The following is a 24,599-nucleotide window of genomic DNA, read 5'->3' as shown; positions in this document are numbered from 1 at the left end:
GAGGGCTGTGCCGCCCTCGCCTTTGTTCCTTCAGCTGCCGGTTCGAATCTTGTTCCACACCCGTGTCCGGATCCGGTCGATGTTCAGCGGCATCGCTTCCAGCGCGAACAGCTTGCCCATCATTTCCGGGCTCGGATAAACCTTGGTGTCGTTCTTGATCTCCGGGTCGATCAGGCTGTCGGCCTGTTCGTTGCCATTGGCGTAGTGAACGTAATTGCTGATGCCGGCCATCACGTCGGGCTGCAGCAGGTAGTTCATGAACGCATAGCCGGCCTTCTCGTCCGGTGCGTCGGCGGGCATGGCGACCATGTCGAACCAGATGGCGGCACCTTCCTTGGGAATTTCGTAGCCGATGTCGATGCCGTTCTTCGCCTCTTTGGCGCGGTTTTCCGCTTGCAGGATGTCGCCGGAGAAACCGACAGCTACGCAGATGTCGCCATTGGCCAGATCGCTGGTGTATTTCGAGGAATGGAAATAGCTGACATACGGCCGCACTTTCATCAGCAGCGCTTCAGCTTTCTTGTAGTCCTCGGGGTTCTTGCTGTGATGCGGCAACCCCAGGTAGTTGAGCGCTGCCGGCAACAGTTCCGGGCCGTTGTCGAGGATTGCCACACCGCATTTCTGCAGTTTTTCCATGTATTCGGGTTTGAAAATCAGATCCCAAGAGTCCACCGGCGCGTTGTCACCCAGCACGGCCTTGACCTTGGCGATGTTGTAGCCGATGCCGGTGCTGCCCCACAGGTACGGAAAGCCGTGTTCGTTGCCCGGGTCGTTGGTCTGCAAAGCCTTGAGCAACACCGGGTTGAGGTTCTTCCAGTTGGGCAACTGGCTCTTGTCGAGCTTCTTCAGCGCCCCGCCTTCGATCTGCCGCGCCATGAAGTGGTTGGAGGGAAACACCACGTCGTAACCGGATTTGCCGGTCATCAGCTTGCCGTCGAGGGTTTCGTTGCTGTCGTAGACGTCATAGGTGACGCCAATGCCGCTGGCCTTTTCGAAGTTCTTGGTGGTGTCCGGCGCGATGTAGTCGGACCAGTTGTAAACCTTGACCGTATCCGCCGCCTGAGCGAGGGAAACGGCAAGCATCAAGGGTGCGAGCACGAGGGTCTTTCGGATCATGGATCGATTCCTGTATTGGCTATTGTTGTTGGCAGGCAATCAAAAGGATCAAAACGTCAGAAAATCAGGACATAGGTCTTGCGTACGGTTTCCTGGATGTCCCAGATCCCGAGCGTATTGGCCGGCAACATCAGTGCGTCGCCACCTTGTATGTGCAGGGTTTCGCCGCCGTCGTCCGGGGTGAACGTGCAGCGACCGGAAATGAAATGGCAGAACTCTTGAGCAGTGATCTGCCGGCGCCAGCGACCTGGGGTGCATTCCCAGACGCCGGTTTCGACGCCGTCGTCGCGCTCGACGCTGGTGGTCGAGGCAATCGCCACTGGCGTGCCGAGCGGCACGGCCACCGGGTTGGACTCATCCAGTTGCAACGTGGCGGTGTTCTTGAATTGGGTGATGCTCATGGCGTTACCTGTCTGATAGTAAACAACGTTTAGTGCATGAAACCTTCCATGAACCCGGCCACCTGGCTGGCAAGCTTGCGCCGCCAGGGCGCAGTCGCCGGGTTGGCCAGGGTCTGGTCTTCGTGGACGAAGCTTTTGATGATCGCGTTGTAGCCGAGCCAGCGGCACGGTTCCGGCTCCCAGGCGCGCAATGCGTGGATCCCGCCATCGGGCAGCACCCATGGTTGATGCGTCAGCTCGGTGTCGCGCTCGAGAATCAGATCCGCAAGCGTCCGCCCGCCCAGATTGGAAGCGCCGACACCCTCCCCGCCATAGCCGCCGGACAGCGCGATGCCGTTGGCCCGGTCACACAACATGTGCGGTTTGAAATGCCGGGACATGCCGAGGTTGCCGCCCCAGGCGTGGGTGATCTGCACGTTTTTCAGTTGCGGGAACAGCTCGCCAAACAGGTAGCGACGCAGCTCGACTTCATCGCGGGTCAGGTCGAAGTTATGCCGCAGTTGGCCGGCGAATTGATAACCGCCACGGGCGCCGAAGATCAGGCGGTTGTCGGCGCTACGCTGGCCGTAAGTGACCTGACGGCTGAACTCGCTGAAAGCCTGGCCCCGACTGAGGCCGATTGCATCCCAGGTCGCAGCGGGCAACGGCTCGGTGGCGACGATCAGGCTTTGCACCGGCAATTGATAACGACCCAGCGGTGGCAGCGTGACGGAATAGCCTTCGATGGCCGGAACGATCCAGCGACTGCGCACACTGGCGTTGTCGGTCCGCAGGCTGCCGGCCTGCCAATGGGTCACCGGGCTGTTTTCGTAAATCTTCACCCCCAGGCCTTCGACGGCTCGCGCCAGACCGCGCACCAGTTTCGCCGGGTGAATGGTCGCCACATGCGGGGCGAAGATGGCGCCGTAGGGTTTGGCGATGCGCAGCTGCTGCGCCAGTTGCTCCGGGCTGAGCCAACGGTAATCGTCGTCGGTCAGGCCCTGGGCGTGGAGCTTTTTCAGGTAGTCGCGAAGATTGGCTTCCTGCTCGGGATAGCGCGCGGCGCAATACAGCACTCCGCCCTTACGGTAGTCGCAGTCGATGCCTTCGCGTTCCAGGACGATTTCTACTTCATCGGGAATGCTGTGCAACAGGTCGAACGAAGCGCGGCGTTGTTGCGGTGACAGGCCCGCCAGCAAACGATCCTCGCCCAGCAGATTGCCCATCAACCAGCCGCCGTTGCGACCGGACGCGCCGAACCCGGCGGTTTGCGCTTCGATGATGGCAATGTTCAGGCTCGGCGCCTGTTGTTTCAGGTAGTACGCAGTCCACAGTCCGGTGTAACCGGCGCCGATGATCGCCACGTCGACATCCAGGTCCTGCGCAAGCGACGGGCGCGCGGTCAGCGGCTCGTCGAGTTGGTCCATCCACAAACTGATAGTGCGCCACGCCGGCATGCAAGACTCCGCTAATCCAGGTTTCGATGGCGTCGATCCTAGTGGCTGGACTCAGAGATTGTCTTGCGCGCGTGTCCGCAAAGAAATTTGCTTCGCGTAGGCCTTGGGCGACTGCCCGGTGTGCTGACGAAAGCAGCTGTAGAAAGCCGACAGCGAATTGAAGCCTGCGGCAAAGGCCAGTTCGTCGATGCGCAGTGGCGGCGTGGCGTTGTCCAGCGACTGCAATAGATGTTGCAGACGCGCCTGATTGACGTAACGGTAGAAGCTCTGCCCCAGCACCTGATTCAACAGGTACGAAATCTGGTTGCGGCTGTACCCGCACTCCTTCGCCACCCGTTGCAGGTCGAGTTCGGGGTCGAGATAAGGCTACTGACGCTGAAAATACTGCTGCAGGTCATCGGCCATGAAGCTCAACTGGCGCGGCGACAGGCCCAGGCGACTCACCGCCGGACGCTGGCGGGTTGTCGTCGGACTTTCAGCCTGCTCACGCACCAACGATGCATATTCGTTGACCCGCCAGATCCGCCCGTCCTTGACCGTGATCGCTTCACTGGAACGAAACGACACCAGTCCGTTACCGCCGCGTAACGTCACTTCGTATTGAATGAAGGCGGTGTTGCCGTCGATACGGATACGGTCGCAATGCTCCAGCGCTTCGTCGGACTCGCGCGGCATGCTGACCCGAACGTACTCGCGCAACTCGTCGAGGCCGAGCACGCGGTTCTGGAAAAAATCGTTGTACTGGATGTCTGGGTGGTACAGCGCCATTACGCCATCCAGGTCCCGGTGTTTCCAGCACAGGTGATAGCGCATGACCGCTTCGGCCGTGGCCCGGGTCTGTTCCGGGCCGTCATCATCGGCGTGCATAAGGGACTCTTGGAAAAAGAACCGAGCTTGCCCAACTTCCGGCGCTGCTTCAACAACCGGTGGTGATGGCATTTTGGCGACGATTGGGGTGGATCGTGACTTACATCAAAAGAATCCTCGCAATCGCTAAATGAACTGAAAATTCTCACAGGAATTTCACATTCAGATGCTACTTTTAAAGGCAGTCACCGGTTGAGCCAATGAAGGCTCTTCCCACCTACCATGAGCAAACGGAAGCGCTCGATGAAGAAGGCGGGCAACACATGATCAAAGGGTCAAGCAAAGTCACGTTCCCCAATGCCTGCCAGCTGATGCGCTGGCATTTTCATCCCATGGGTTTCGAGGCGACCATGGATGCGCCTGGCAGTCTGGTCGCTCGCCTGTTCGATCGGGCCAGCGGCGAAACCTTGATTGCCATCGCCGGCATCCCCTGTGCCACGGTGATGAACGCGGCGGATGTGGAGCGAATAATCGAAGCGGTCGAGGATGAGCTGGAGGCTTTCATTCCTCCGGAATCTCTCAAGAGTTATGCGTAACTGGCTGATTTAGAATAAAAAGCCCGCCTTGTGCGGGCTTTTTCATGGGCATTGGATTCAGGCCATTTTCTTTTCCGGACGATGATCGACGAAGAACGGTTTGCCTTTGGCGACCCGGTCCGAGGCCCGAGGCATGTTGACCGCCTGAGTGTCCTGCGGCTCGACATACCAGTAGCAATGGCTGACTGCACGGGTGATACCGACGTAGGCCAGACGCAGAATTTCGTCTTTCTGCGCGCTGTCGTACGGTTCGCTGTCGCCGGCCTTGCCCAGTCCGGCCATGCGGTACACCTGATTCTTGTACGGTGAGCTGGTCAGATGCTGGCAGTCACCCAGCAGGAAAACCGCGTCGGCCTGCAGACCTTTTGCGCTGTGATACGTCAGTTGTTTCAGGCGACGGGACTCGTACGGCAAGCTCGAATCAACATTAACTACTGACTGAATATGCTGTTCTATCAGTAACTTATCGCTGCTTTTTCGATAGAGCATCAGGATTGAATCGCCCTTTCGGTAGTGTTCCGCCAGGCGCTGGCCGAGTGCCTGATCGTCGCGTTCCAGCACGTTGACTGGCTGCAACGGCCTCTCCTCGCCGCTGGCCTTGGCCTTCTTGCCCGGGATCGCCGGCGCTGCCCGGACGATGTGTTCTGCCGCGTCGATGATGTGCTGATGGCTGCGATAGTTGTCGCTGAGCATCACCCGCGTCGTGCTCGGCGACGGGAATTCCTTGTTGAACTCCATGAAATAGCTCGGCGAACTGCCGCGCCAGCCATAGATCGATTGCCAGTCATCGCCCACGCAAAGCAGCGACGATCGCTGCGCACCTCGTCCGACGTGCATGGCCGGGCCACGACTGCGGATTTCCGAGAGGCTGGCACGAATCCACGAGACGATTTGCGGTGAGACATCCTGAAACTCATCGATCATCAGGTGCGACATTGGCCGCAGCAGTTCATCGCTGAGCAATTTGAAGTTTTCCGGTGAGTGCTCGCTGAACAGGGCAAACATCCGGTTGTAGGTCATGACCGGCGGCTTCTGATCCAGCAAGTGATCTTCCAGCGCTCGCCAGAACAGGCTTAAAGCTTCGAAGAAAAACCGGTCCGGATCGTCCTTGGCGAAATTCATGCGGCCAACGGCGTCCGGAACATCCAGGCCCAGGTTCTCGATGAAGCCTGCGGCAGCGACAAAACAATCGAGCAACGGCGCGGATGCCAGCTCGCCTTTGACCTTGTAATCGAAGCCCGGGCCGGCGCTGGCATCGCCCGCCAGCGTGGCCAATACACGTCTGGATGATTCGTAACTATCAAGCCATATCAACGGCTTACGGCAGAAAGCTTGAAACAGGGTGCGCTTGACTGCCCACTCTGCACGAACCGTCAGCTTGGCGTTGGGACGGCAAACCTGCGAGTTTTCCCGAGGATCGAAACCCAACACGACCCAGGCATCCAGGCTCGGAATGTAACCATGGCAATGGAACGATGCGCCGTTGATTTCGAATGTCTGGCGGCTCGGTTCGATGCCCTTGATCGGCCAGGCGCCCGCGCGCAGCCACATGTCTTCGATCATGTCGCACAGCTCTTCATCGCGACGGGCCGCCAGTTCTGTCACAGCGACGCGTTTTTGCACGTCCGGGTGATCGCGTTCCAGCTCTTTAAGCTGCAAGGCGTGCCGGGACAGCGGCTGGATCAGTTGCGCAAAGCGCGGATCTTCTTTGTAGAGACGGTGGTAACAGGCGTTGAGCTGCTGACGCTGCGCGTCGTTGATGCGCAGATCGAACGGATTGCTGTCGACGTCTTCATCTGCACCCGGCGCGCGGTGGCTGAGGTTTTCGAATGCCTGCAAGCGCTCGAATCCGGGCAGACTGCGAACCATCGGCAAGATCCGCGAGTGGAAAGTGCGCACCAGATCCTTCGCAGCTTTCTGACTGAGTGCCCGGTCCCATAACGCAAACAGTTCGATCAGTTTGCTGATGAAATCCTTGCGCGACTCGCGGGTGAAGGTCACCACGGTCATCGAATCGAGCTCGAAGCCCAGGTAGTGAGTCAGCAGCAGGATCCGCAACACCAGCGTGGTCGACTTGCCGGCTCCGGCCCCGGCAATCACTGATGTTGACGGCGTATCGCTGAAAATCATCTTCCATTGCGCAGCGCTCGGTTGCGCGTGGGCTGGCAATAGACGCGCGACGTCGGCTTTCATGCGCTTCTTCAGTTCTGCGCTGAGCGGCAGGCGCCAGTCGTCGAACAAGTGATTGTCGATGCCCGGCGGGCGATGCTCGGTATTGCGGCTGTCGCGGATCAACAAGACCTGGCGCCCCTCTTCCAGCCCGTCAGCCTTGCCTTCCTTGTACCCGTAATCCACGCCGGCGGTATGTCCGCTGCGAAAGCCGTCAGCCTGGCCGTGCAGCCACGAGGCACGGTGTTGGGCGCGTAGTTGCGTCAGACCGTGGCCAAGGAAACGCGCCGCCAGGCGTTTGAACCAGGGCATCTCGGCCAAGGGACGAAGTTCGGGAGGAAGATCGGGGGTGTGTTGCGCCACGCTGACGGACTCCGGATGTGAGGCTGTTGAGGGCTATGGTGTCTGCATTTGCTTTTTTGTTCTAGTGAAATGCTTACAGGTCATTGGTTTAGGCGATGAATTGAAGGTGAGATGAGACGGTTTCGAGCTTTTTAAATATCAATTGATTCGATTGGAATGCCGCAGTTTTTACGCTTTTTCTCGATGGTTGACTGATAGATGATGGCTGCCATCAATCACCGGTCTCGCTTCGTGGCTCAGGCATCACGCCCCATGACGAACCTTTTGAGGAGACGATCATGCTTGAACTCAGACCTTTCAGCTCGCTGGGCGGCGCCCATCACGGCTGGTTGGATGCCCATCACCATTTTTCGTTCGCCGAGTACTACGATCCGCAACGCATGAGCTGGGGCAACCTGCGTGTATGGAATGACGACATCATTGCCGCCGGCACGGGCTTCCCTACCCACCCGCACCGCGACATGGAAATCATCACTTATGTGCGTGAAGGTGCGATCAGCCACCAGGACAACCTGGGCAACAAGGGCCGCACCGAGGCTGGCGACGTGCAAGTGATGAGCGCCGGCACCGGGATCGCCCACAGCGAATACAACCTGGAAGCCACGGACACCAAGATTTTCCAGATCTGGATTCTGCCGACCGAAACCGGCGCACCACCGTCATGGGGCGCCAAACCGTTCCCGAAAGGCGACCGCGAAGGTTTCGTAACCCTCGCCAGCGGCAAGACTGGCGACGATCAGAGCCTGCGCATCCGCGCCGACGCACGCCTGGTGGCGGCCAATATCAAGGCCGGGGAAACTGCTGAATATCGCCTCGATGCAGGACGTCGCGCGTATCTGGTTCCGGCGACGGGCGTCATTGAAGTCAACGGCTTGCGCGCACAAGCTCGAGACGGTGTGGCGGTGGCTGATGAACAAGTGCTGACCGTCACGGCGCTGGAAGACAGCGAGATCGTGTTGGTGGATCTGGCCTGATAGGCGAATCGCGGGGCAAAAAAAGGGCGACCTCAGGGTCGCCCTTTTCCGTTGTCTGGATTTACTGGGTGCTGATCGCACCGTCTACCAGGGTTTGCGCTTCGGCCACCAGTTGCTTGAGGTGGTCGTCGCCGATGAAGCTTTCGGCGTAGATCTTGTAGATGTCTTCAGTACCCGACGGACGCGCAGCGAACCAGCCGTTTTCGGTCATCACTTTCAGACCGCCAATGGCCTGATCGTTACCCGGAGCCTTGCTGAGAATGCTCTGGATCTTCTCACCCGCCAGTTCGGTCGAGGTGACCTGCTCCGGCGACAGCTTGCTCAGCAGGGCCTTCTGCTCCGGGTTGGCCTTGGCATCGACTCGCACCGAGAACGGCTCGCCCAGCTCCTCGGTCAGTGCACGGTAGGCCTGGCTTGGGTCGCGGCCGGTGCGGGCAGTCATTTCAGCGGCCAGCAGGGCTGGAATCAGGCCGTCTTTGTCGGTGCTCCAGACACCGCCGTCCTTGCGCAGGAACGAGGCGCCAGCGCTTTCTTCGCCGCCAAACCCCAGCGAACCGTCGAACAGACCGTCAGCGAACCATTTGAAACCGACCGGCACTTCGTAGAGACGACGGCCCAGTCGCTTGGCCACGCGATCGATCAGACCGCTGCTGACCACGGTTTTACCCACGGCTGCATCGGCGCGCCATTGTGGACGGTTCTGGAACAGGTAGTCGATCGACACGGCCAGGTAGTTGTTCGGTGCCAGCAAACCGCCGGACGGTGTGACGATGCCATGGCGGTCATGATCCGGATCACAGGCGAAGGCCACGTCAAAGCGCTCTTTCAGACCGATCAGACCTTGCATGGCATGGCTGGACGATGGGTCCATGCGAATCTGCCCGTCCCAGTCGACGGTCATGAAACGGAACGTCGAATCGACTTCCTTGTTCACCACGTCCAGGTCCAGACGATAGTGCTCGGCAATCGCCGACCAGTAGCGCACCCCTGCTCCGCCCAGCGGATCGACGCCCAAGCGCAGTTTGGCGCCGCGAATGGCATCAAAGTCGATGACGTTGATCAGATCGGCCACGTAGGTGTTCACGTAGTCGTGGCGATGGGTGGTGCTGGCTTTGAGCGCCTGCTCGTAGCTGATGCGTTTGACGCCGGCCAGTTTATTGGCCAGCAGTTCGTTGGCCTTGGCTTCGATCCACTTGGTGATGTGGGTGTCGGCCGGGCCACCGTTGGTTGGGTTGTACTTGTAGCCACCGCTTTGAGGCGGGTTGTGCGACGGGGTGATGACGATGCCGTCGGCAAGACCCGTGGTGCGACCACGGTTGTAGCAAAGAATGGCGTGAGAAACCGCCGGGGTCGGCGTGTATTCATCACCTTCGGCGATCATCACGGTCACACCGTTGGCGGCCAGTACTTCCAGGGCGCTGGCCCCTGCCGGAGTCGACAGCGCGTGGGTATCGATGCCGACGAACAGCGGCCCGGTGATGCCCTGGGCTTCGCGATACAGGCAGATCGCCTGGCTGATGGCCAGAACGTGCCACTCGTTGAAACTCAAATCAAAGGAACTGCCCCGGTGCCCGGAGGTGCCGAACGCCACGCGCTGGGTGGAAACCGAGGCGTCGGGTTGACCGGTGTAATACGCCGTAACCAGTCGCGGGATGTCGACCAACAGTTCTGCCGGTGCCGGTTTGCCCGCAAAAGGACTGAGTGTCATGCAAAACCTCTGAAATAGAGTGGTTCAAGAAATTACAAGGGAGTTTACTGGCAGTTTGTCCGGAGTGCGATGGGGTCTATTGCACACAGGCCGGGTGTTTTCGAACATCCGCCCGCGGAGCCAGTCGTAATGCATCCCCAAGCAATCCGACAAGTCTTAACAACTCGAGTTCGGCGCTGCCGGTCACACTCAGACGCAGGTTCTGCGCGTGCAGCCCCTGGAGGCTGAACAGCTCTCCGGGTGCAATCAGCACGTGTTGTTTAAGTAACCGCTGAAACACGGCATCCATGGTGATCGGGCGCGCAGAATGCAGCCAGATCGTTGCACCGCCCCGGGGTTCGATGATCTGCACAACGTCGCCGAGACGTTCATGTATCAGCTCGATCCATCGCGTCCGACGCTCCCTGAGTATGCGCTTGAGCACCGGCAAGTGCTGGTCGACCCGCCCGCTTCCATAGAGTCGGGCGATGGCCTTTTGCCGGATCGGTGAAAGGCGAAACGAACGCAACAGGAAGTGACGTTGCAAATCGGCGCGCCATTGTCGCGACAGGACAAACCCATAGGGGGCTTCAACCCCGATGATTTTTTCGAACATGGAAAAGATCAACAGCCGGTCGGGATCCACCAGCTCGCGCAGTGGCTCACCGTCATCGTCGTCCAGCAACTCGCCATGACAATCGTTCTCCAAAACCCAGGTGCCATGATTCGCGAGAAGTTGTGCGACGGCCTGGCGACTGTCCGGAGGGTGACGGCTGCCGTGGGGCATGTTCAGTTTCGAGGACAACAGGATCAGCCGCACCCGCTCGGTTTCGAGCAGCCTCTGCAGTGTCTGCAGATCGAGCGCCCCGTCTGGCTGAATCGGGAGTTCAATGACCCGGACTTCGGCAGACTCAAGCAAGCGCAGGATCATCCAGTCACACGGCGACTCGACGACTACGGTTGAATGGCGCAGCCCGAGAACTGCGATCAGGATTTCCAGCACCCCTCTCAGATCGGCACCGATATAGACATCTTCGGCGTGCCAGCAATGTGTCGCCGACGAGGTGTAGCGGGCCGCCAGCAACGTGCGCAGCTCCAATTCACCGCAAGGCTGGGCGGGCGTCTGCAAGTGCTGGGGATACTGACGCAGCAGCTCTCGCTCGAGCGTCAGCAAGGGACGATCCAGGGGCTGAACCAACGCCGGCTCATCGGCACTCAGTACCTGCATGCCAGCGCATCTGGCATTGACGTAGACCGTTTCCAGCAAATCACTGCCGCGTCCTGGCGGCATGACCGTCGATGTCGCCTGTGCAAAGTATCCGGACTTGGCCACGGAGTAGACCCGGCCTTCTCTCTCCAGCAGCGCGTAGGCGTACTGAACGGTCGAGATCGATACGTTCAACCGTTCGGCCAATTGCCTCAACGATGGCAATCGAATGGCTCCCTGATTGCCCGGTTCGCTGATCAGTTGGGTCAGGTAGCGGTAGACCGCCTGATAGGCAAAATCGGAGGTTTGCGACTCATTCATGAGCCGGTGCCCGCAGATACTTCCCCGTGGCCGGGCAGCAAGATCACATTCAACCTTCCGCCGAACGATCACTCGCTGTGACCTCGTGCTCGGGCAATTCCTGCGTTTTGGCGAAAGGCTCACCCATACGGATTGCATCCATTGCATACAACCGACAGATCAGTAGCAGGGGTAAACCGCTGACATCGGTCATCCATTGCAAAACCTGCTCTGGCGCGTGCAGGCCCTGCATGGCACGGTGCAGATCGGGCATGGCGACCAGCATGCCCGGATGGCAAGTGCGCAAGAATCGTTCAAGGCCGGCGCCGGCATCGATAAAGGGCGCGAACAACAGACAAACCACCTGTGCCTCGTTGAGGCCGAAATTCTTTTGCAGCGCCGCCGCAGCCAGCGACCGCTGCCCGTCCAGATCGGACAGATTGCCGAACCGGGATATGAAGCGTTCGCAAACCTGTTCAGGCGTGTTCCGGCGGCGCATCATCGCCAGGCATTGCTGCAGATAGTCCGATACACCGGCCTCGTAACTGCGGCCTTCCGTGTAACTGGCTTGCAGCCCCTTCAGGTAGGCACCGAGCAAGGGGTCGTTACATTCACCGGCACGCGCTTCAAACATCAGTTCATCGGCTTGGAACCCAAGAAAATCGCTGAGCAAAGGCCAGCGCTCCTCCATCTTGCCGACCACCATATCGTCGATGCCGATATAGCTGGTGCGGCGACAGGCCTCGAACTCACCCAGCGGCCGCCATGGCACCCGGTCTTCCTCGGAATAGAGCTCGCGATAACAATCGCCACCGATGCTGTCGAGCAATCCGAACAGTTCATCGAACCCCACTCCCCTTCGCACCAGCTCGCCAATGCCGGCCTTGCGCACCGCCCGGTCGAGACCGTCGATAAACTGCTCCTGACGGCGCGCGTTGTCGCTGCTGATCAAGGCGTCGACACCGTTGTTCCAGCGGGCAACCTGGCCGTAGAACTCGGCAGTGGTCAGATACAGGTCGTCCCACAGTGTCAGCTCCTCATCCCGTCCACGACGATGACCCACCATCAGCAGATTGAGTCTGCCGGCCTCTCGCCCCTCATCGCTGACAGGCGCCAGATGGTTGAAAGGCAGGATCTCGCGATGATCCACCATCAGAAGCTCGACCCTTGGGTCGTCATGCAGGAACAGAGCACTGAAGCTGCGATGCATGTTGTGCAGTGCGGAATCCGGTACGCCATTGCAACGCAGGGTGGCGACCCGCAACTGAAATGTGGCGGGCGCACGGCCGGCGATGCTCAACTGGGCGGCGCGTAACAGGGCCAGGCTGTAACAGCAATCACGGGTACCGGATTGAGTCACCAATACCTTGAATTCACCGATGCGCTCCATCCCCCCCGCAGCAACCGCCAGGCGCTGGATCAACAGCTGCAATGCCGTGCGTTCGGCACGTGAAAAGAAACTCAGCAGGCGTTGCAATACTTGCTGGTAGACATAATTCATTGCCTGATCATGGATCGTGCTCATCAGTACTTCACCCGGTATCAAAGGTTTATATCGCGCGGCCACGAATGGCGAACGCACAATCATTCTTCATTAATTAATAGACGCTGAAATGCTAACACTTAAGTTTTCGTAGTTATTTGAAACAGTTGAGCGCGCGGCGTCTCGGATTTGCGAGCAGCATGACCGAAAGCCCCGTCGTAGCTGGGCTCTTCGAGAAAGTGAGTTTTCCTAGGAAACTTCTTACAAGCCCCTGCGCACGATGAGCACAAGAAAAAAAGAAGGGATTACATAGCGCCCCTACAAACATTAAACAAAAGTTTGAGGCGCGATGATAAACAGCTGATTGATATTGCACGGAGCAAATAGAATGCACAGACATAGCTCATTCCTTGAGATGAAAGTAGTCATTCAATTATCAGGGTCTTAAGGGCAATTAGAAGATACAGATCGAGAGCAAAAACCAGTTCAGTTGCTGAACAGCCCCAGGCGTCTGGCCCAGGGTTTCTCGATGTCTGAAGGAAAAAACGCACAAGAGTCCGTGGGGCCACGGACTCTAATTGGAAGGTCAGGCAGTTTCGATTTGCAGGGCAACCCGCTCGCGGCATGGGCACTCGTCCATGTAGCGGTGAGCTTCGACAAACTCGTTGAACGGAAACACCCGGGTCTTGAGCGGAAGCAGCACACGGTCGGCGGTGAGCTGGTTGATATCACGCAAGGCACGTTGCAAGGCGACGTGGTCCTGGATGATGCCCAGCTCTGGCTTGCCGGTGAAGTTGCCGATGCAGTGCACGAAGAACTGAATGTTCTTCTGGAACGCTGCGCAGGCCGGAAATGGCGTCTGGTTGCCGCCCTGCAAGCCGTACAGCACCAGGCTGCCACGGGGCGCCAGCACATCACCGAGCAGCGACATCTGTGGCCCGCCGAGCCCGTCGAACACCACGTCGACACCCCGGTTGTCGGTGATCTTGTTGATTCGCATCAACAGATCTTCTTCTTCCGTGACGATCACTTTCTCGGCACCGAGCGACAGCAGGTACTCGCGCTCTTCCGCCGTTTTGGTAGCGGCAATCACCCGCACACCCAGCGCCTTGCCCAACTGGACGAAGGACGGACCGGCACAGTGACTGGCGTCGGTCACCAGGGCGAACTGCCCGGGTTTGCCCCGTGCCAGATCGACGTAACCGAAATAGGCGATCAACAGCGGCGTGTAATGCACGCTGGCTTCAATCGGGCTGAGCACATCGGGGTAACGGGTCAGCGCGGTGCGCGGCAGAACGATCAGTTCGCCGTAGACCGGATAATCATTGGGGCTCTCGGCCGGGAAGCTGGCCACCTTGTCGCCCACGGCCAGATCTTCGACGCCGTCGCCGATGGCCGTGACCACGCCAGCCATTTCATGACCCAGGCCTGAAGGCAGACGCGCCTGGGACGACGCCAGATTCTGGCGCCACAGCGTGTCATACCAGCTGATGCCGATTGCCTCGACACGCACCTGCACTTCGCCAGGACCTGGCTGAGCAGCCGCATGCTCTTCGCATTTGAGCACCTCGGCCGGACCAAACTTGTGAAAACGGATCGTGCGGGACATCGCAAACCTCGTCAAAGTAACCTCTAATGCCCTGAACTCTATCTGGGCTTTCCAGCCAAGACTATCAGTGGCTATTAATAGTCGACATGCCTGTCATTGATTCCGCAGCATGGCCAGCATTGAAAAAATCCATGAAAAATCTGCTGCCGCCTTCTCAGTAAAGCTGAATTACCCGGTGCAGAGTACCAGCCTTTCCCCGTAAGATTCATGCCGGCCATTGTTCTCATATGGTCGCTCTCGTCAAGCTTGATGACTCTGCCAGGACTCCAGATGAATCGTAATGACCTGCGTCGTGTCGACCTCAACCTGTTGATCGTGTTCGAAACGCTGATGCATGAGCGCAGCGTGACCCGTGCGGCGGAAAAGCTGTTCCTCGGACAGCCGGCGATCAGCGCGGCGCTATCGCGCCTGCGCGGCCTGTTCGACGATCCTTTGTTCGTGCGCACCGGACGCAGCATGGAACCTTCCGCCCGTGCGGTGGAAATCTTCGCCCTGCTCTCCCCGGCCCTGGACTCGATTTCCACCGCCGTCAGCCGTGCAGCGGAATTCGACCCGGCTACCAGCACTTCGGTATTTCGCATAGGCCTGTCGGACGATGTCGAATTCGCGCTGCTGCCGATGCTGCTCAAGCGCCTGCGCGCCGAGGCGCCCGGCATCGTGCTGGTGGTGCGTCGCGTCAACTACATCCTGATGCCCGGCCTGCTCGCCTCCGGCGAAATCTCCATCGGCGTCAGCTACACCACCGACCTGCCAGCCAACGCCAAACGCAAGGTTCTGCGCCGCAGCGCTCCCAAGTTGCTGCGCGCCGATACCGTGCCGGGGCCGCTGAGCCTGGACGATTACTGCGCCCGCCCGCATGCGCTGGTGTCGTTTGCCGGCGACCTCAGTGGTTTCGTCGATGAAGAGCTGGAAAAACTCGGGCGTAAACGGCATGTGGTCCTGGCGGTGCCGCAGTTCAATGGACTGGGTACGCTGCTGGCGGGCACCGACATCGTCGCGACCGTCCCCGATTACACAGCGGAAGCACTGACGGCGGCTGGTGGTCTTCGCGCGGAAGATCCACCGTTGCCGACGCGCACGTTTGAACTGCACATGGCCTGGCGTGGGTCGCAGGACAACGATCCGGGTGAGCGTTGGTTACGGTCGCGGATTCAGATGTTTTTTGGCGACCCTGACAGTCTCTAGGTTTCGCCGGGCGGGCTGTTCATCTGATCATTTCTGGCTTTTTCATGGACCCTGGAAATCCAGTCATTTCCAGTGCACCTCGCGATTACAGCCCACCCGCTACCAGTACCCAAGGCTGTAGCGCGCAAACCGGATCAAAGGTGCAACGCGGGTTTGGCCTGGCGAACGTCATGGCCAGAAGGGACGCGGACCCGCAGCGCAATCAGCAACGCGGCCAGTAGCATCAGCGCGGCCGCTGCGACGAATACGCCTGCGCTGCCACCGAGGCTGAATACCGCACCGCCAGCGGCCGCGCCTGTTGCGATAGCGGACTGCACAGAGGCCACCACCATGCCTCCGGCGCTTTCCGCCTGATCAGGTACCGCATTGGCGACCCAGTTCGACCACGCCACCGGCACACCACCAAAGGCCAGCCCCCAGATCGCCAGCAATACCGCCTGCCCCGGCACCGACGTCGGCAACAGCACCAACGCCAGTGCTGCGACGCCGACCAGCGCGGGCATCAACACCAGAGTGGCCAGCGGGTGGCGCTCCAGCAGCCTCCCGGCTAACAATGTGCCGACGAAGTTCGCCACACCGAAGCCCAGCAGCATCAGCGACAACCCTTGCGGGCCGATGCCGGTAGTCCCTTCAAGGAATGGCCGAACATAAGTGAACATCGCAAAATGCCCGCTGTGCACCAGTACACAACCGAACATGCCCATGGCGATGCCCGGACGCTGCAATACCTCCAGAACGGTGCGCAGTCTTGCCGGCCGGCGCGGCGCGAGGCGCGGCAGAGTGAGCGACTGGAAAGCCAGGGTCACCATGCCTACCGCCGCCGCTGCCAGGAACGCGCTGCGCCAACCATATAACCCACCCAGATAACTGCCCAGCGGCACTGCCACGACCGTCCCTATGGCTATGCCGCTGAAAATGATCGACAACGCCCGAGGCAACAGAGCATTCGGCACCAGGCGCATCGCTACCGCTGCCGCCATGCTCCAGAACCCGCCAAGGGCAATACCCAGCAAGATGCGCATCAACAACAGCACCACGAAGCTGGAAGAAACGGCGACCAACAGATTCGAGGCGACCATCAACGTGGAAAAGCCCAGCAACACCCAACGTCGGTCGATGCTGCGGGTCAGACCTGGCACCAACAAGCCAGCGAACAGCGCCACCACGGCTGTTACCGTCACCGCCTGGCCAGCCAGCGCTTCGGACACTCCCAGTTCGGTAGCCATCAGCGTCAACAAACTCGCGGGAAGGTACTCAGCGGTGAGTAACCCGAACACACCCATTGCCAATGAGAAGACGGCCATCCACGCGGGCGTCGCAGGCTCTACATCCGCACCGGCGCCGCAATGGCGGTCGGATACGGCGTTACATACACAGTCATTCATTGCACGGATCTCCCAATGTTCATTGCGAGCCGAGTCTAGGCGCTGAAAACTGGATGATCTATGATCCAAAGTCTCTACTTTTTGATCAAAACCCCCTGAACGATGTCTGCAGACCAGTTTGCTCTTTCCTCGGACCTCATCAACGAGCTGTTGCGTGGCATGCGCCTGCGAGGCGTTGAATACCGGCGTATCCAGGCGGGTCCAACGTTCGGATTGAGCTTCGCGGAAAAACCTGGGCACGCCTGGTTCCACTTTATGGCCGTCGGCAATGCGGAATTGCGAATGGAGGACGGCAACAGGTACGCGCTGTCTGCCGGCAACGCCGTGTTCATCTCCCATGGCGCGGCTCATCAACTGTTTTCCCATCCGGACGCGCCTGTTCAAGACATCGACGGTCTAGACGGCGAAACCTTGGGTGACACCGTCAGCACGGTGGATACCGGAGCCGATGCCAGCCCAACGCCGAGCACTCTTTTGTTCAGTGGTTGCATGGAGTTCGAACTGGGCAGTATCCATGGCCTTGGCCGGCTGATGCCTGGCCTGATGCTGATTGATGCCGGTGGCCAGCGTTACCCCGGGCTGGTGCCGATCCTGACCACTATGGAACGGGAGGTCAGCGCCGCCCGTGTCGGCTTCGCCGGTATCCTCGCGCGGTTGGCCGACGTGGTGGCCGCCATGGTCGTTCGCGGCTGGGTGGAGTGCGCCTGCGGCAATGCTTCCGGGCTGATCGCCGCCTTACGCGATCCACGCTTGGCCGGTGCATTGCTTGCGCTCCACCAACAACCGGGCCGCGAATGGACCGTTGCGCAGTTGGCAGAGCATTGCAATACCTCGCGCTCTGTATTTGCGGAGCGCTTCCAGGTCACGATTGGCATGACTCCACTGCGCTACGTGACCGAACTGCGGATGCGGCTTGCAAGCCAGTGGCTGACGCTCGAAAGGCTGCCGATCGAAGAGGTGGCGCAGCGTTTGGGTTATACCTCCCAGGCTGCGTTCAGTCGTGCATTCAAGCGCATTACGGGCAGGACACCGGGCTTGAGTCGCAAGGCGAGGCAGCCCGCGATTACTTGAAGTCGAGCGCAAGGAGTCGACGATCCGTGCCTCTGACTCATTTACCACCCGTTACGTCGAGGAATGTACCGGTAACAAATGATGCCTCTGCACCAGCCAGCCACAAAATGGCCCGCGCCACTTCTTCCGGCTGCCCGCCACGCCCCATCGGGATCGAGTCCTTGACCCGATCGACCCGCCCCGGCTCGCCGCCGCTGGCGTGCATGTCGGTATAGATGTGCCCCGGTCGGATACAGTTGACGCGAATGCCCTCACGGGCCACCTCTTTGGCGAACCCGATGGTGAACGTTTCCAGCGCACCCTTAGATGCTGCGTAGTCGACATATTCATTCGGACTGCCCAGACGCGCCGAAGCCGACGATACATTGATCACCACGCCGCCCGCACCGCCGTGCCGCAGGGACATGCGCTTCACGGCCTGTTGGGCGCACAGTATCGGCCCGAGAGCATTGACCGCAAAGATGCGTTGCATGCGCGCGAAGCCCAGGTCTTCCAGGAGTGACTGTTGCGCCAGCACGCCAGCGTTATTGACCAGGACATCGATGCGCCCGAACGTGTGGTCGATCGCTGTGAAAAGCCCCGCGACCTGCTCGGGGTCGGCACTGTCGGCGCGAATCGCCAACGCCTTGCGCCCCATCGCTTCGATATCCGCCGCCACCGCCAGCGCGGCGGACTCATTGGCAACGTAACTGATCGCAACATCGTAGCCTTGGGCAGCAGCGAGTCGGGCGGTGGCGGCGCCTACTCCACGACTGCCACCGGTAATCAGAATCAGCGGAGCCTGCGAGACGTTAACCATGAAACTACTCCTTAGCAGATGATGCCGAGTCAGCCGATGATGATCGCGCCGCTGGCGATCACCACACAGGCCAGCATCCGGCGGACGGTAAGTGTTTCACCGAGGAACAGGTAGCCAAGCAACGCCGCGAACAGCACGCTGGTTTCACGCAGGGCTGACACCGCGCCCAGCGGGGCTTCGTTCATCGCGTAGATAACGATTGCGTAGGCAAGCAGAGAAACCAGCCCGCCCATTGCCGCAGCGAACATACCGGGCCGAATCGAAAACAGGCTGCGGGCATCGCGCAGAACGACGTAGACCACCGGCATCAGCACGCCCCACAAGGCACTCATACACACCGTGTAGGCCAGCGGCGCACCGGACAGCCGCGCGCCAATGCCGTCGACCACGCTATAAGCCGCGATAAAGCAACCGGTTCCCAATGCGTAAGGCAGGCTGGGCACTGACAGGCTGCGTCCCCGGAAAGCCAGCGAAATGATGCCGCCTGACACCAGCGCAATGCCGAGCATTTCGCCCGGGGTGATGGTTTCGCCGGCAAACAACGCGGCGCCGAGCGTAATCAACGCGGGTGATGAACCGCGCGAGATCGGATAAATCTGTCCCAGATCGCCGACCCGGTAACTGCGCACCAGAAACAGGTTGTAGCCAACGTGCAGCAATGCCGACAGCAGCGCATACCCCCAGCTCTGCGGCGCAGGCGCCACCATGAACATCGCGGCAACTGCACAGACTATGGCAATTGCAACGCACATCACCGTCATCGACCAGAGCCGATCGGCACCGCCGCGCAGCAATGCATTCCAGCCGGCGTGCAGCAGCGCGGCGAACAGGACAAGGAGGACGAGATGAGTAGGCATTGGCCATTTTAGGCAGCCCGAACGGACGGATTACAGAGAAGACTCCTCATTGCACCATGAGCGATTTTTCATGCCTCAACCCTGCCCGCCTTGCACTTTGAGCGCCTCACCGAGCAACCACTCGCGAAAACTCTCAATGTGCGGCTGCGTCTCAACGCCCTTGGGGCAAACGAAGTAATAGGCGAGCGGTGACTGAAACGGCACATCGAATAGCCGCACCAGCCGGCCATCGCCGATTTCCTTCTCGACATGCCCGCTGCGTACCAGGGCAATGCCATGGCCGAGCAAAGCCGCCTCCACCGTCATATTGGTATCGCCAAACCTGACGCTTTCCCGCAGCGGCAAAAACGCCAGCCCGACGGACTGGAACCACGCTTCCCATTTCGGTGCCAGTTCAGCGCCGTCACGTGCCAGCAGCGGCAACTGCAACAAATCGGCGGGACTGCTCGGCATTCCGACGCGTTGCAGCAGTTCGGGACTGGCCACCGGGAAAACCTGCTCACCGAACAAAAACTGTGAATACAGACCGGGATAGTTGCCCTTGCCCAAGCGGATCGCGACATCGGCCTCGTTGCTGGCGAAATGGATGACCTTGTCCGTGGTATCCAGCGACACCAACAGTTCCGGGTGCTGACGGGCCAGGCTCGGCAAGCGTGGCAGCAACCATTTCAACGCAAAGGAATAGGTCGTGCTGACGCTCAGCCGCACCCTGCCCTTTTGCTCACGCAGATCAGCCAGCGTTGCCTCAAGGCTCATGAAGAACTCGCGCACAATCGGCGCCAAGGTAGCGCCCGCAGGCGTAAGGCGTAACGTCTTGCCCCGTTCAAAAAGCTGCAGGCCCCAAAGTTCTTCCAGATGCCGCAGCTGATGGCTGACCGCGCTCTGGGTTACATGCAGTTCCTGCGCGGCGGCGGTGAACGTCGGGTGCCGGGTGGATACTTCGAAAGCGCGCAAGGTCGCGGTCGGGGGCAGATCTCTCATAAACAAAGGGTCCGGGATTGGCAAAACATCGAGGCATGAGTATCAGGTCATGTTAGAGCGAAAGTCCGCAGGTTGCCTCCTGCGTGTAACGGGACTCGCGATGATTGCGTATTGCTCCAGCAGCCAGGCGAGCTCTTTGTAAACAATCGCCAGATGTTCCGCACCGAGCCGGTTCATCGCTTTTGCTGTGCGCCTTGCCTGTACCGCATTGATCTCCGGTTCACCCGCGCATCGAGCCATCCGCCGAATGCCGGCCCGCGCACATTGAGCGACGGCAGAATCAGGGGCAATGTCGTTCGTGCTCTGTTGAATCCGGTTCAATTGCTTGCTCAATTGCAGCGACAGCCATCCAGCTCGGTCATCAAGCGTGGTGTCGGTGCCAAGCAGATTTTTCAATGTAACGACTCGATGCTGCTGTTTCGCTTGCCATTGCGGGTGATTGATAGTGCCTGCACGACGCAGCAGTGACCGGATGCCCCTGTGAATCGAGCGCTTGAGGGCTTGAATATCCCGTGCTCTGTCTCTCGGCATCAACTGAAACGCCAACAGGCAGACGGCCATGGCCACAAACCAGGCGAGCGACTGATTGGCAAAATCAGCGAAATCATAGACCGCCGTACCGCCAGTACTCACCAAGGTGTTGAAGCCGATCAGGTAAGCAACCCCTTGCAGCCCGTGGCGAGGCTGGCTCGTCGCATGAATCCCGAACGACCAGAATGCCGCCAGCATCAGCAGCAACAGAGGGAAATCGTTGATCTGCGGCAGCAGCAGAAACTTGCACAGCGCAGCTGCGACCACGGCGTAGAACGTACCCCGGATAAAACCGGCCATGCCTTGCTCAGGCGCGGGAGCGGTCGCCAGCAGTGTGCAGCATGGTCCAACGACCGCCAGCAGCGTGGGTCCCTGATCCCAACCGCTGAGATACCAGATGGCGCCGGCGGCCAGTAAGGCGAGCAATGCCCTGCAGCCGTTGCGCGCGGCATCGGCGTAGTTGCGGTGGAAACTCACGACCCTTACCGGTTGCCGGCGAGGGTGATCGAGGCTGGAAAAGTGCTGCAAGGCTTCGCTCAGGTCGGCCAATTGTTCGTCCAGTTGTTCGCAGAATGGTCGTACGCCGGGGGTTGCCTCCGCGCAAGCCTCCACCTGAACACGCAGCTGGCTCACGGTCTGGGCACAGGCGTGATAGTCGTCATCGTCGGTGCTTATCCGGTTACTCAGCGCGAGCAACGCTGCGCTTGTTTGGACGAGCAACGGCGGCTCGGTTTCCATACGGTAACGGTCGTAATGCATGTCGAGCACCACGGCGTGTAAATGCGCCAGCCCTGCCTGAATCGCCGATTGCCGCGCGCGAAGCAGCGCTGACTCACCGCGTCCGAGCCCCAACAGATCGTCCACTTTGCCGATATCGATGGCGAGCTCATGAGCCTGGGTAAACCGCTCGGCGCGCTGTTCGCCCGAGAGGCGCATCGCGAGCAGCCTGGCGCTGCGGGCACAGACCTCGGCGAGCGTGCGTCTGATTTTGTTCTCCATGGTCCTCGAGCTGAACAGCGTGACCACCAGACTCAGGCAAAGCACGCCGAGTGCCACCGCTGTGCCACGGGTCACGATGTGCTCGAAGGCCTTTTGCGGCGCGACGATGGCCGGACCCAACGCGAGGCAGACGGTATATCCGGCCACCACGGCGGCGGTGGCCTGGTAATGTCGCAACACGGTCATCGCCGCCACACACAAGCCCAGCCACAGGCCGATGCCGAGCAAGAACAGCAACATCTGTTGGGCGAACAGCCCGGTCAGGACGCAAGCCGCGAACAAACCTGCCAAAGTCCCCAGCATCCGGTAGAAGCCCTTGCCGCGAACCGCGCCTTGTACCGGCTGCACCAGCAACAACACCGTGGAAGCGCCCGAGAACGGCGAGTCCAGATGCAGCTCAAAGCCGAGCCACAGCGCCAATCCTGCCGCCAGGACGCTGCGCGATACGTAGGCGAAAGTGGCAGACGTCCAGGGTCGGGGGATTGCCGCGAACAGCCGTATTACCAGACTGGTCATCACATAAATGCCTGCAACCAATGGATGAGGCGCCAGCGCGGCACCTCGTCGGGCTGCGTGACTTCGACGCTGGCGGTCATGCCCGCTGCCAACTCCACGCCCTCCGGTACGTTGTCCAGTTCAATGCGCACCGGCACACGCTGGGCCAGGCGAATCCAGCTGAAGGTCGGGCTCACCTCGGGCAAACCGCTGTCGTTGCGCACCTCATTGGAGTCCGCAATTCCCCTGCCCATGCTTGCGACATGGCCTTCGAGCAACGGCGCGAAGCCCATCAGTTTGATCGACACCGGCGCACCGATACGCACACCCGGCAACTTGGTCTCCTCGAAATAACCGGTGATCCAGAAACTGTGACCGTCGACCACAAACAGGTTGGTATGCCCAGCCTCTGCGTAATCGCCCGGGTGCAGTCGCAGTTGCGTGACGTAGCCATCGACCGGCGAACGGATCGTCGTGCGCGCAAGGTCGAGTTGCGCCTGGGCAAGATGGCTGCGTGCCGCGTCCAGCCGCGATTGGGCCACCGCCAGGTCACGCGCGGCGTTATCGACCTCTTCACGAGCGATGGCCCCGGCCAGTTGTGCACGACGCTTGAATTGAGCGTTGCGTTGGTCGAACACACTGCGTGATTCGGCCAACTCCGCCATGCGCTGCTGCAGTGCCAGTCGATAAGAGCGCGCATCAATGCGATACAGCAAATCGCCCTTGGCCACCCATTGGTTATCGCTGACCACCAATTGATTGATTTGCCCGGACACCTCCGGTGCAATCCGCACAACCTGCGCACTCACGCGCCCGTCCCGCGTCCAGGGCGCCAGTACATAGGCGCGCCAGAGTTGCAGGCAGAACATCAGCGCCAATGAACCCAGAACGAGAGTAGCGGCAGGTTTGAGAATTTTGACGATAGACATGGTGACCCTCGCTCAGTAATGGACGACCAGCGCCGAGAGAACGATGAGCGAGACGAAGAAACGTGCCAGCGCGGGGTGCCACACGCTGTCCAGCCAATGACGGGTTACACGATCAATGACTCTGTAGGCCAGAAATGTCGCGCCGAGGTATATGAACAACGGAGGAAAGTAGAGGTTGGCAATAGAAACTTCATTAAGCATGGCAAGCACCCGAATCCAGATTTTCAGCGTTCGCCCGGCCGTGTCGGGCGTGTTGAAAATGCTAAGGAATCACCGCGCTTGCCGATATTGAGTAGACTGCCAAAAGATAATCAAATCCAGACAACCGGCGACCTCCCCCATGGCCGAAGCTCACCTCTTGCAAGTCGATCAATTCGAATACGACAACCTCGCGCAACCTGCCGTCGCCTTGATGCTCGCACCCCAGCGCAACGACAGTGAGTCCGCCGAACACAAGCACCGCAAAGGCCAGTTGGTCGTGGCGTATCGCGGCGGCATTGTCTGTACGGGAGAAGATGGTGTGTGGATGGTCCCGTCAGGGTTCGGCGTCTGGATTCCCGGTGGCATTTCGCACAGCAACCGCGTTACTGCCAATGGTCAGGTGTGTTTCCTGTTCATCGAACCCGGCGCCGCATCAATGCCCCATCACTGCTGCACTCTGGCGCTGTCGCCGCTGATTCTGCAGTTGATCCTGCACCTGAGCGATCAGGCGCAGGATTACCCTGCTGACTCACGCACCTGGCGGCTGGCCGGTGTGCTGCTTGAAGAGCTTGAACAGGCGCCGACCGAACAGCTTTACCTGCCGCTGCCCGCCTCAAAACCGCTGCGCGCGATCGCTCGGGCCTTGGCCCAGGACCCCGCCGACCGCGCCACCATGGCCAGTTGGGCACAGCAGGTGGCGATGAGCGAACGCTCGCTGGCCCGGCTTATAAAAGCCGAAACCGGGCTCACTTTTGGCCAGTGGCGCAAGCAATGGCAGATCATCGTCGCGCTGCAAAACCTGGCCGAGGGGCAATCAGTACAAAGGACGGCGGAAGCGCTGGGCTACGAATCCGTCAGTTCCTTCATCAGCATGTTTCGCAAAACCTTGGGTAGCTCACCCGCACGCTATCTGCGCAGCACGCAAACATCAGCGTGGGCTGAGCGTTCAGCGTGAGGGACGCCAAGGCCTGGTCACTTCGGCCGGGCATTTAATCGGCGCGTAATCCTCACCGCGCAA

20 protein-coding genes and 1 pseudogene are annotated in these 24,599 nt (G+C 59.9%); 5 read left to right on the top strand and 16 right to left on the bottom strand.

Annotation, left to right across the window (positions count from 1 at the left end):
- Nucleotides 1–30 precede the first annotated feature (30 nt).
- The 4 genes and pseudogenes from CAG25_RS07880 to CAG25_RS07865 form a co-directional block, all read right to left on the bottom strand.
- Complete coding sequence (locus CAG25_RS07880; protein WP_085610263.1) at nt 31–1,116, bottom strand: polyamine ABC transporter substrate-binding protein; 1,086 nt, start codon at nt 1,114–1,116, stop codon at nt 31–33.
- 56 nt (nt 1,117–1,172) lie between these two features.
- Nucleotides 1,173–1,517, bottom strand: coding sequence for a cupin domain-containing protein (locus CAG25_RS07875; RefSeq protein ID WP_064596520.1), 345 nt, complete (start codon nt 1,515–1,517; stop codon nt 1,173–1,175).
- Nucleotides 1,518–1,546: 29 nt separating this feature from the next.
- On the bottom strand, nt 1,547–2,953 hold the full coding sequence (locus CAG25_RS07870) for an FAD-binding oxidoreductase (RefSeq protein ID WP_085610262.1): 1,407 nt from the start codon (nt 2,951–2,953) through the stop codon (nt 1,547–1,549).
- A 51-nt stretch (nt 2,954–3,004) separates the two neighbouring features.
- Nucleotides 3,005–3,820, bottom strand: a pseudogene (locus CAG25_RS07865) (helix-turn-helix domain-containing protein).
- Between the two features lie 263 nt (nt 3,821–4,083).
- Between CAG25_RS07865 and CAG25_RS07860 the strand changes: the two are divergent.
- Nucleotides 4,084–4,356 carry a DUF1652 domain-containing protein gene (locus CAG25_RS07860; protein WP_085610669.1) on the top strand — a complete coding sequence of 91 codons (273 nt, stop codon included), beginning with the start codon at nt 4,084–4,086 and terminating at the stop codon, nt 4,354–4,356.
- 57 nt (nt 4,357–4,413) lie between these two features.
- On the opposite strand, the gene CAG25_RS07855 is transcribed toward CAG25_RS07860, so the two are convergent.
- A complete protein-coding gene (locus CAG25_RS07855) occupies nt 4,414–6,888 on the bottom strand; it encodes a UvrD-helicase domain-containing protein (protein WP_085610261.1) in 2,475 nt (824 codons plus the stop codon).
- 278 nt (nt 6,889–7,166) lie between these two features.
- On the opposite strand from CAG25_RS07855, the gene CAG25_RS07850 reads away from it, so the two are divergent.
- A complete protein-coding gene (locus CAG25_RS07850; RefSeq protein WP_085610260.1) occupies nt 7,167–7,862 on the top strand; it encodes a pirin family protein in 696 nt (231 codons plus the stop codon).
- A gap of 61 nt (nt 7,863–7,923) precedes the next feature.
- On the opposite strand, the gene pgm is transcribed toward CAG25_RS07850, so the two are convergent.
- The 4 genes from pgm to CAG25_RS07830 form a co-directional block, all read right to left on the bottom strand.
- Nucleotides 7,924–9,570 carry a phosphoglucomutase (alpha-D-glucose-1,6-bisphosphate-dependent) gene (gene pgm / locus CAG25_RS07845; protein ID WP_085610259.1) on the bottom strand — a complete coding sequence of 549 codons (1,647 nt, stop codon included), beginning with the start codon at nt 9,568–9,570 and terminating at the stop codon, nt 7,924–7,926.
- 76 nt (nt 9,571–9,646) lie between these two features.
- Nucleotides 9,647–11,077 carry a PLP-dependent aminotransferase family protein gene (locus tag CAG25_RS07840; protein ID WP_085610258.1) on the bottom strand — a complete coding sequence of 477 codons (1,431 nt, stop codon included), beginning with the start codon at nt 11,075–11,077 and terminating at the stop codon, nt 9,647–9,649.
- A gap of 49 nt (nt 11,078–11,126) precedes the next feature.
- Nucleotides 11,127–12,581, bottom strand: coding sequence for a hypothetical protein (locus CAG25_RS07835; RefSeq protein WP_085610668.1), 1,455 nt, complete (start codon nt 12,579–12,581; stop codon nt 11,127–11,129).
- Between the two features lie 544 nt (nt 12,582–13,125).
- Nucleotides 13,126–14,148 (bottom strand): zinc-dependent alcohol dehydrogenase family protein, encoded by a 1,023-nt coding sequence (locus tag CAG25_RS07830; protein WP_085610257.1) that lies wholly within the window; start codon nt 14,146–14,148, stop codon nt 13,126–13,128.
- Between the two features lie 270 nt (nt 14,149–14,418).
- Here CAG25_RS07830 and CAG25_RS07825 point away from each other — a divergent pair, with 270 nt between their 5' ends.
- On the top strand, nt 14,419–15,333 hold the full coding sequence (locus tag CAG25_RS07825) for a LysR family transcriptional regulator (RefSeq protein ID WP_039768298.1): 915 nt from the start codon (nt 14,419–14,421) through the stop codon (nt 15,331–15,333).
- A 134-nt stretch (nt 15,334–15,467) separates the two neighbouring features.
- On the opposite strand, the gene CAG25_RS07820 is transcribed toward CAG25_RS07825, so the two are convergent.
- A complete protein-coding gene (locus tag CAG25_RS07820) occupies nt 15,468–16,718 on the bottom strand; it encodes an MFS transporter (protein ID WP_085610256.1) in 1,251 nt (416 codons plus the stop codon).
- 102 nt (nt 16,719–16,820) lie between these two features.
- Between CAG25_RS07820 and CAG25_RS07815 the strand changes: the two genes are divergently transcribed.
- Nucleotides 16,821–17,789 carry an AraC family transcriptional regulator gene (locus CAG25_RS07815; protein WP_085610255.1) on the top strand — a complete coding sequence of 323 codons (969 nt, stop codon included), beginning with the start codon at nt 16,821–16,823 and terminating at the stop codon, nt 17,787–17,789.
- Nucleotides 17,790–17,826: 37 nt separating this feature from the next.
- On the opposite strand, the gene CAG25_RS07810 is transcribed toward CAG25_RS07815, so the two are convergent.
- The 6 genes from CAG25_RS07810 to CAG25_RS07785 all read right to left on the bottom strand — a co-directional run bounded on the left by CAG25_RS07810 (nt 17,827) and on the right by CAG25_RS07785 (nt 23,581).
- The gene (locus CAG25_RS07810) at nt 17,827–18,588 is read right to left on the bottom strand and encodes an SDR family oxidoreductase (protein ID WP_085610254.1); all 762 of its coding nucleotides are present in this window, start codon (nt 18,586–18,588) and stop codon (nt 17,827–17,829) included.
- A gap of 29 nt (nt 18,589–18,617) precedes the next feature.
- Nucleotides 18,618–19,445 (bottom strand): EamA family transporter, encoded by an 828-nt coding sequence (locus CAG25_RS07805; protein WP_085610253.1) that lies wholly within the window; start codon nt 19,443–19,445, stop codon nt 18,618–18,620.
- A 75-nt stretch (nt 19,446–19,520) separates the two neighbouring features.
- Entirely contained in the window at nt 19,521–20,426 is a 906-nt protein-coding gene (gcvA, locus tag CAG25_RS07800; protein ID WP_085610252.1) for a transcriptional regulator GcvA, read from the bottom strand.
- A 42-nt stretch (nt 20,427–20,468) separates the two neighbouring features.
- The gene (locus CAG25_RS07795; RefSeq protein WP_085610251.1) at nt 20,469–22,472 is read right to left on the bottom strand and encodes an FUSC family protein; all 2,004 of its coding nucleotides are present in this window, start codon (nt 22,470–22,472) and stop codon (nt 20,469–20,471) included.
- A complete protein-coding gene (locus tag CAG25_RS07790; RefSeq protein ID WP_085610250.1) occupies nt 22,472–23,380 on the bottom strand; it encodes an HlyD family secretion protein in 909 nt (302 codons plus the stop codon). The genes CAG25_RS07795 and CAG25_RS07790 overlap by 1 nt, the downstream gene beginning before the upstream one ends.
- A 12-nt stretch (nt 23,381–23,392) precedes the next feature.
- Nucleotides 23,393–23,581, bottom strand: coding sequence for a DUF1656 domain-containing protein (locus CAG25_RS07785; protein ID WP_085610249.1), 189 nt, complete (start codon nt 23,579–23,581; stop codon nt 23,393–23,395).
- A gap of 139 nt (nt 23,582–23,720) precedes the next feature.
- On the opposite strand from CAG25_RS07785, the gene CAG25_RS07780 reads away from it, so the two are divergent.
- Nucleotides 23,721–24,536 (top strand): helix-turn-helix domain-containing protein, encoded by an 816-nt coding sequence (locus CAG25_RS07780; RefSeq protein WP_085610248.1) that lies wholly within the window; start codon nt 23,721–23,723, stop codon nt 24,534–24,536.
- Nucleotides 24,537–24,599 lie beyond the last annotated feature (63 nt).

Origin of the sequence: Pseudomonas sp. B16(2017), from assembly GCF_002113205.1 — a bacterium.
Taxonomy (GTDB): Bacteria; Pseudomonadota; Gammaproteobacteria; order Pseudomonadales; family Pseudomonadaceae; genus Aquipseudomonas; species Aquipseudomonas pharyngis.
This window is presented reverse-complemented; position numbering and strand designations above follow the sequence as displayed.

Coding starts and splice junctions, on each gene's coding strand:
- CAG25_RS07805 (WP_085610253.1), bottom strand. CDS start 19,445: ATGCCTACTCATCTCGTCCTCCTTGTCCTGTTCGCCGCGCTGCTGCAC.
- CAG25_RS07810 (WP_085610254.1), bottom strand. CDS start 18,588: ATGGTTAACGTCTCGCAGGCTCCGCTGATTCTGATTACCGGTGGCAGT.
- CAG25_RS07825 (WP_039768298.1), top strand. CDS start 14,419: ATGAATCGTAATGACCTGCGTCGTGTCGACCTCAACCTGTTGATCGTG.
- CAG25_RS07870 (WP_085610262.1), bottom strand. CDS start 2,953: ATGCCGGCGTGGCGCACTATCAGTTTGTGGATGGACCAACTCGACGAG.
- CAG25_RS07840 (WP_085610258.1), bottom strand. CDS start 11,077: ATGAATGAGTCGCAAACCTCCGATTTTGCCTATCAGGCGGTCTACCGC.
- gcvA (WP_085610252.1), bottom strand. CDS start 20,426: ATGAGAGATCTGCCCCCGACCGCGACCTTGCGCGCTTTCGAAGTATCC.
- CAG25_RS07880 (WP_085610263.1), bottom strand. CDS start 1,116: ATGATCCGAAAGACCCTCGTGCTCGCACCCTTGATGCTTGCCGTTTCC.
- CAG25_RS07875 (WP_064596520.1), bottom strand. CDS start 1,517: ATGAGCATCACCCAATTCAAGAACACCGCCACGTTGCAACTGGATGAG.
- CAG25_RS07785 (WP_085610249.1), bottom strand. CDS start 23,581: ATGCTTAATGAAGTTTCTATTGCCAACCTCTACTTTCCTCCGTTGTTC.
- CAG25_RS07830 (WP_085610257.1), bottom strand. CDS start 14,148: ATGTCCCGCACGATCCGTTTTCACAAGTTTGGTCCGGCCGAGGTGCTC.
- CAG25_RS07790 (WP_085610250.1), bottom strand. CDS start 23,380: ATGTCTATCGTCAAAATTCTCAAACCTGCCGCTACTCTCGTTCTGGGT.
- CAG25_RS07815 (WP_085610255.1), top strand. CDS start 16,821: ATGTCTGCAGACCAGTTTGCTCTTTCCTCGGACCTCATCAACGAGCTG.
- CAG25_RS07820 (WP_085610256.1), bottom strand. CDS start 16,718: ATGAATGACTGTGTATGTAACGCCGTATCCGACCGCCATTGCGGCGCC.
- pgm (WP_085610259.1), bottom strand. CDS start 9,570: ATGACACTCAGTCCTTTTGCGGGCAAACCGGCACCGGCAGAACTGTTG.
- CAG25_RS07850 (WP_085610260.1), top strand. CDS start 7,167: ATGCTTGAACTCAGACCTTTCAGCTCGCTGGGCGGCGCCCATCACGGC.
- CAG25_RS07835 (WP_085610668.1), bottom strand. CDS start 12,581: ATGAGCACGATCCATGATCAGGCAATGAATTATGTCTACCAGCAAGTA.
- CAG25_RS07860 (WP_085610669.1), top strand. CDS start 4,084: ATGATCAAAGGGTCAAGCAAAGTCACGTTCCCCAATGCCTGCCAGCTG.
- CAG25_RS07780 (WP_085610248.1), top strand. CDS start 23,721: ATGGCCGAAGCTCACCTCTTGCAAGTCGATCAATTCGAATACGACAAC.
- CAG25_RS07795 (WP_085610251.1), bottom strand. CDS start 22,472: ATGACCAGTCTGGTAATACGGCTGTTCGCGGCAATCCCCCGACCCTGG.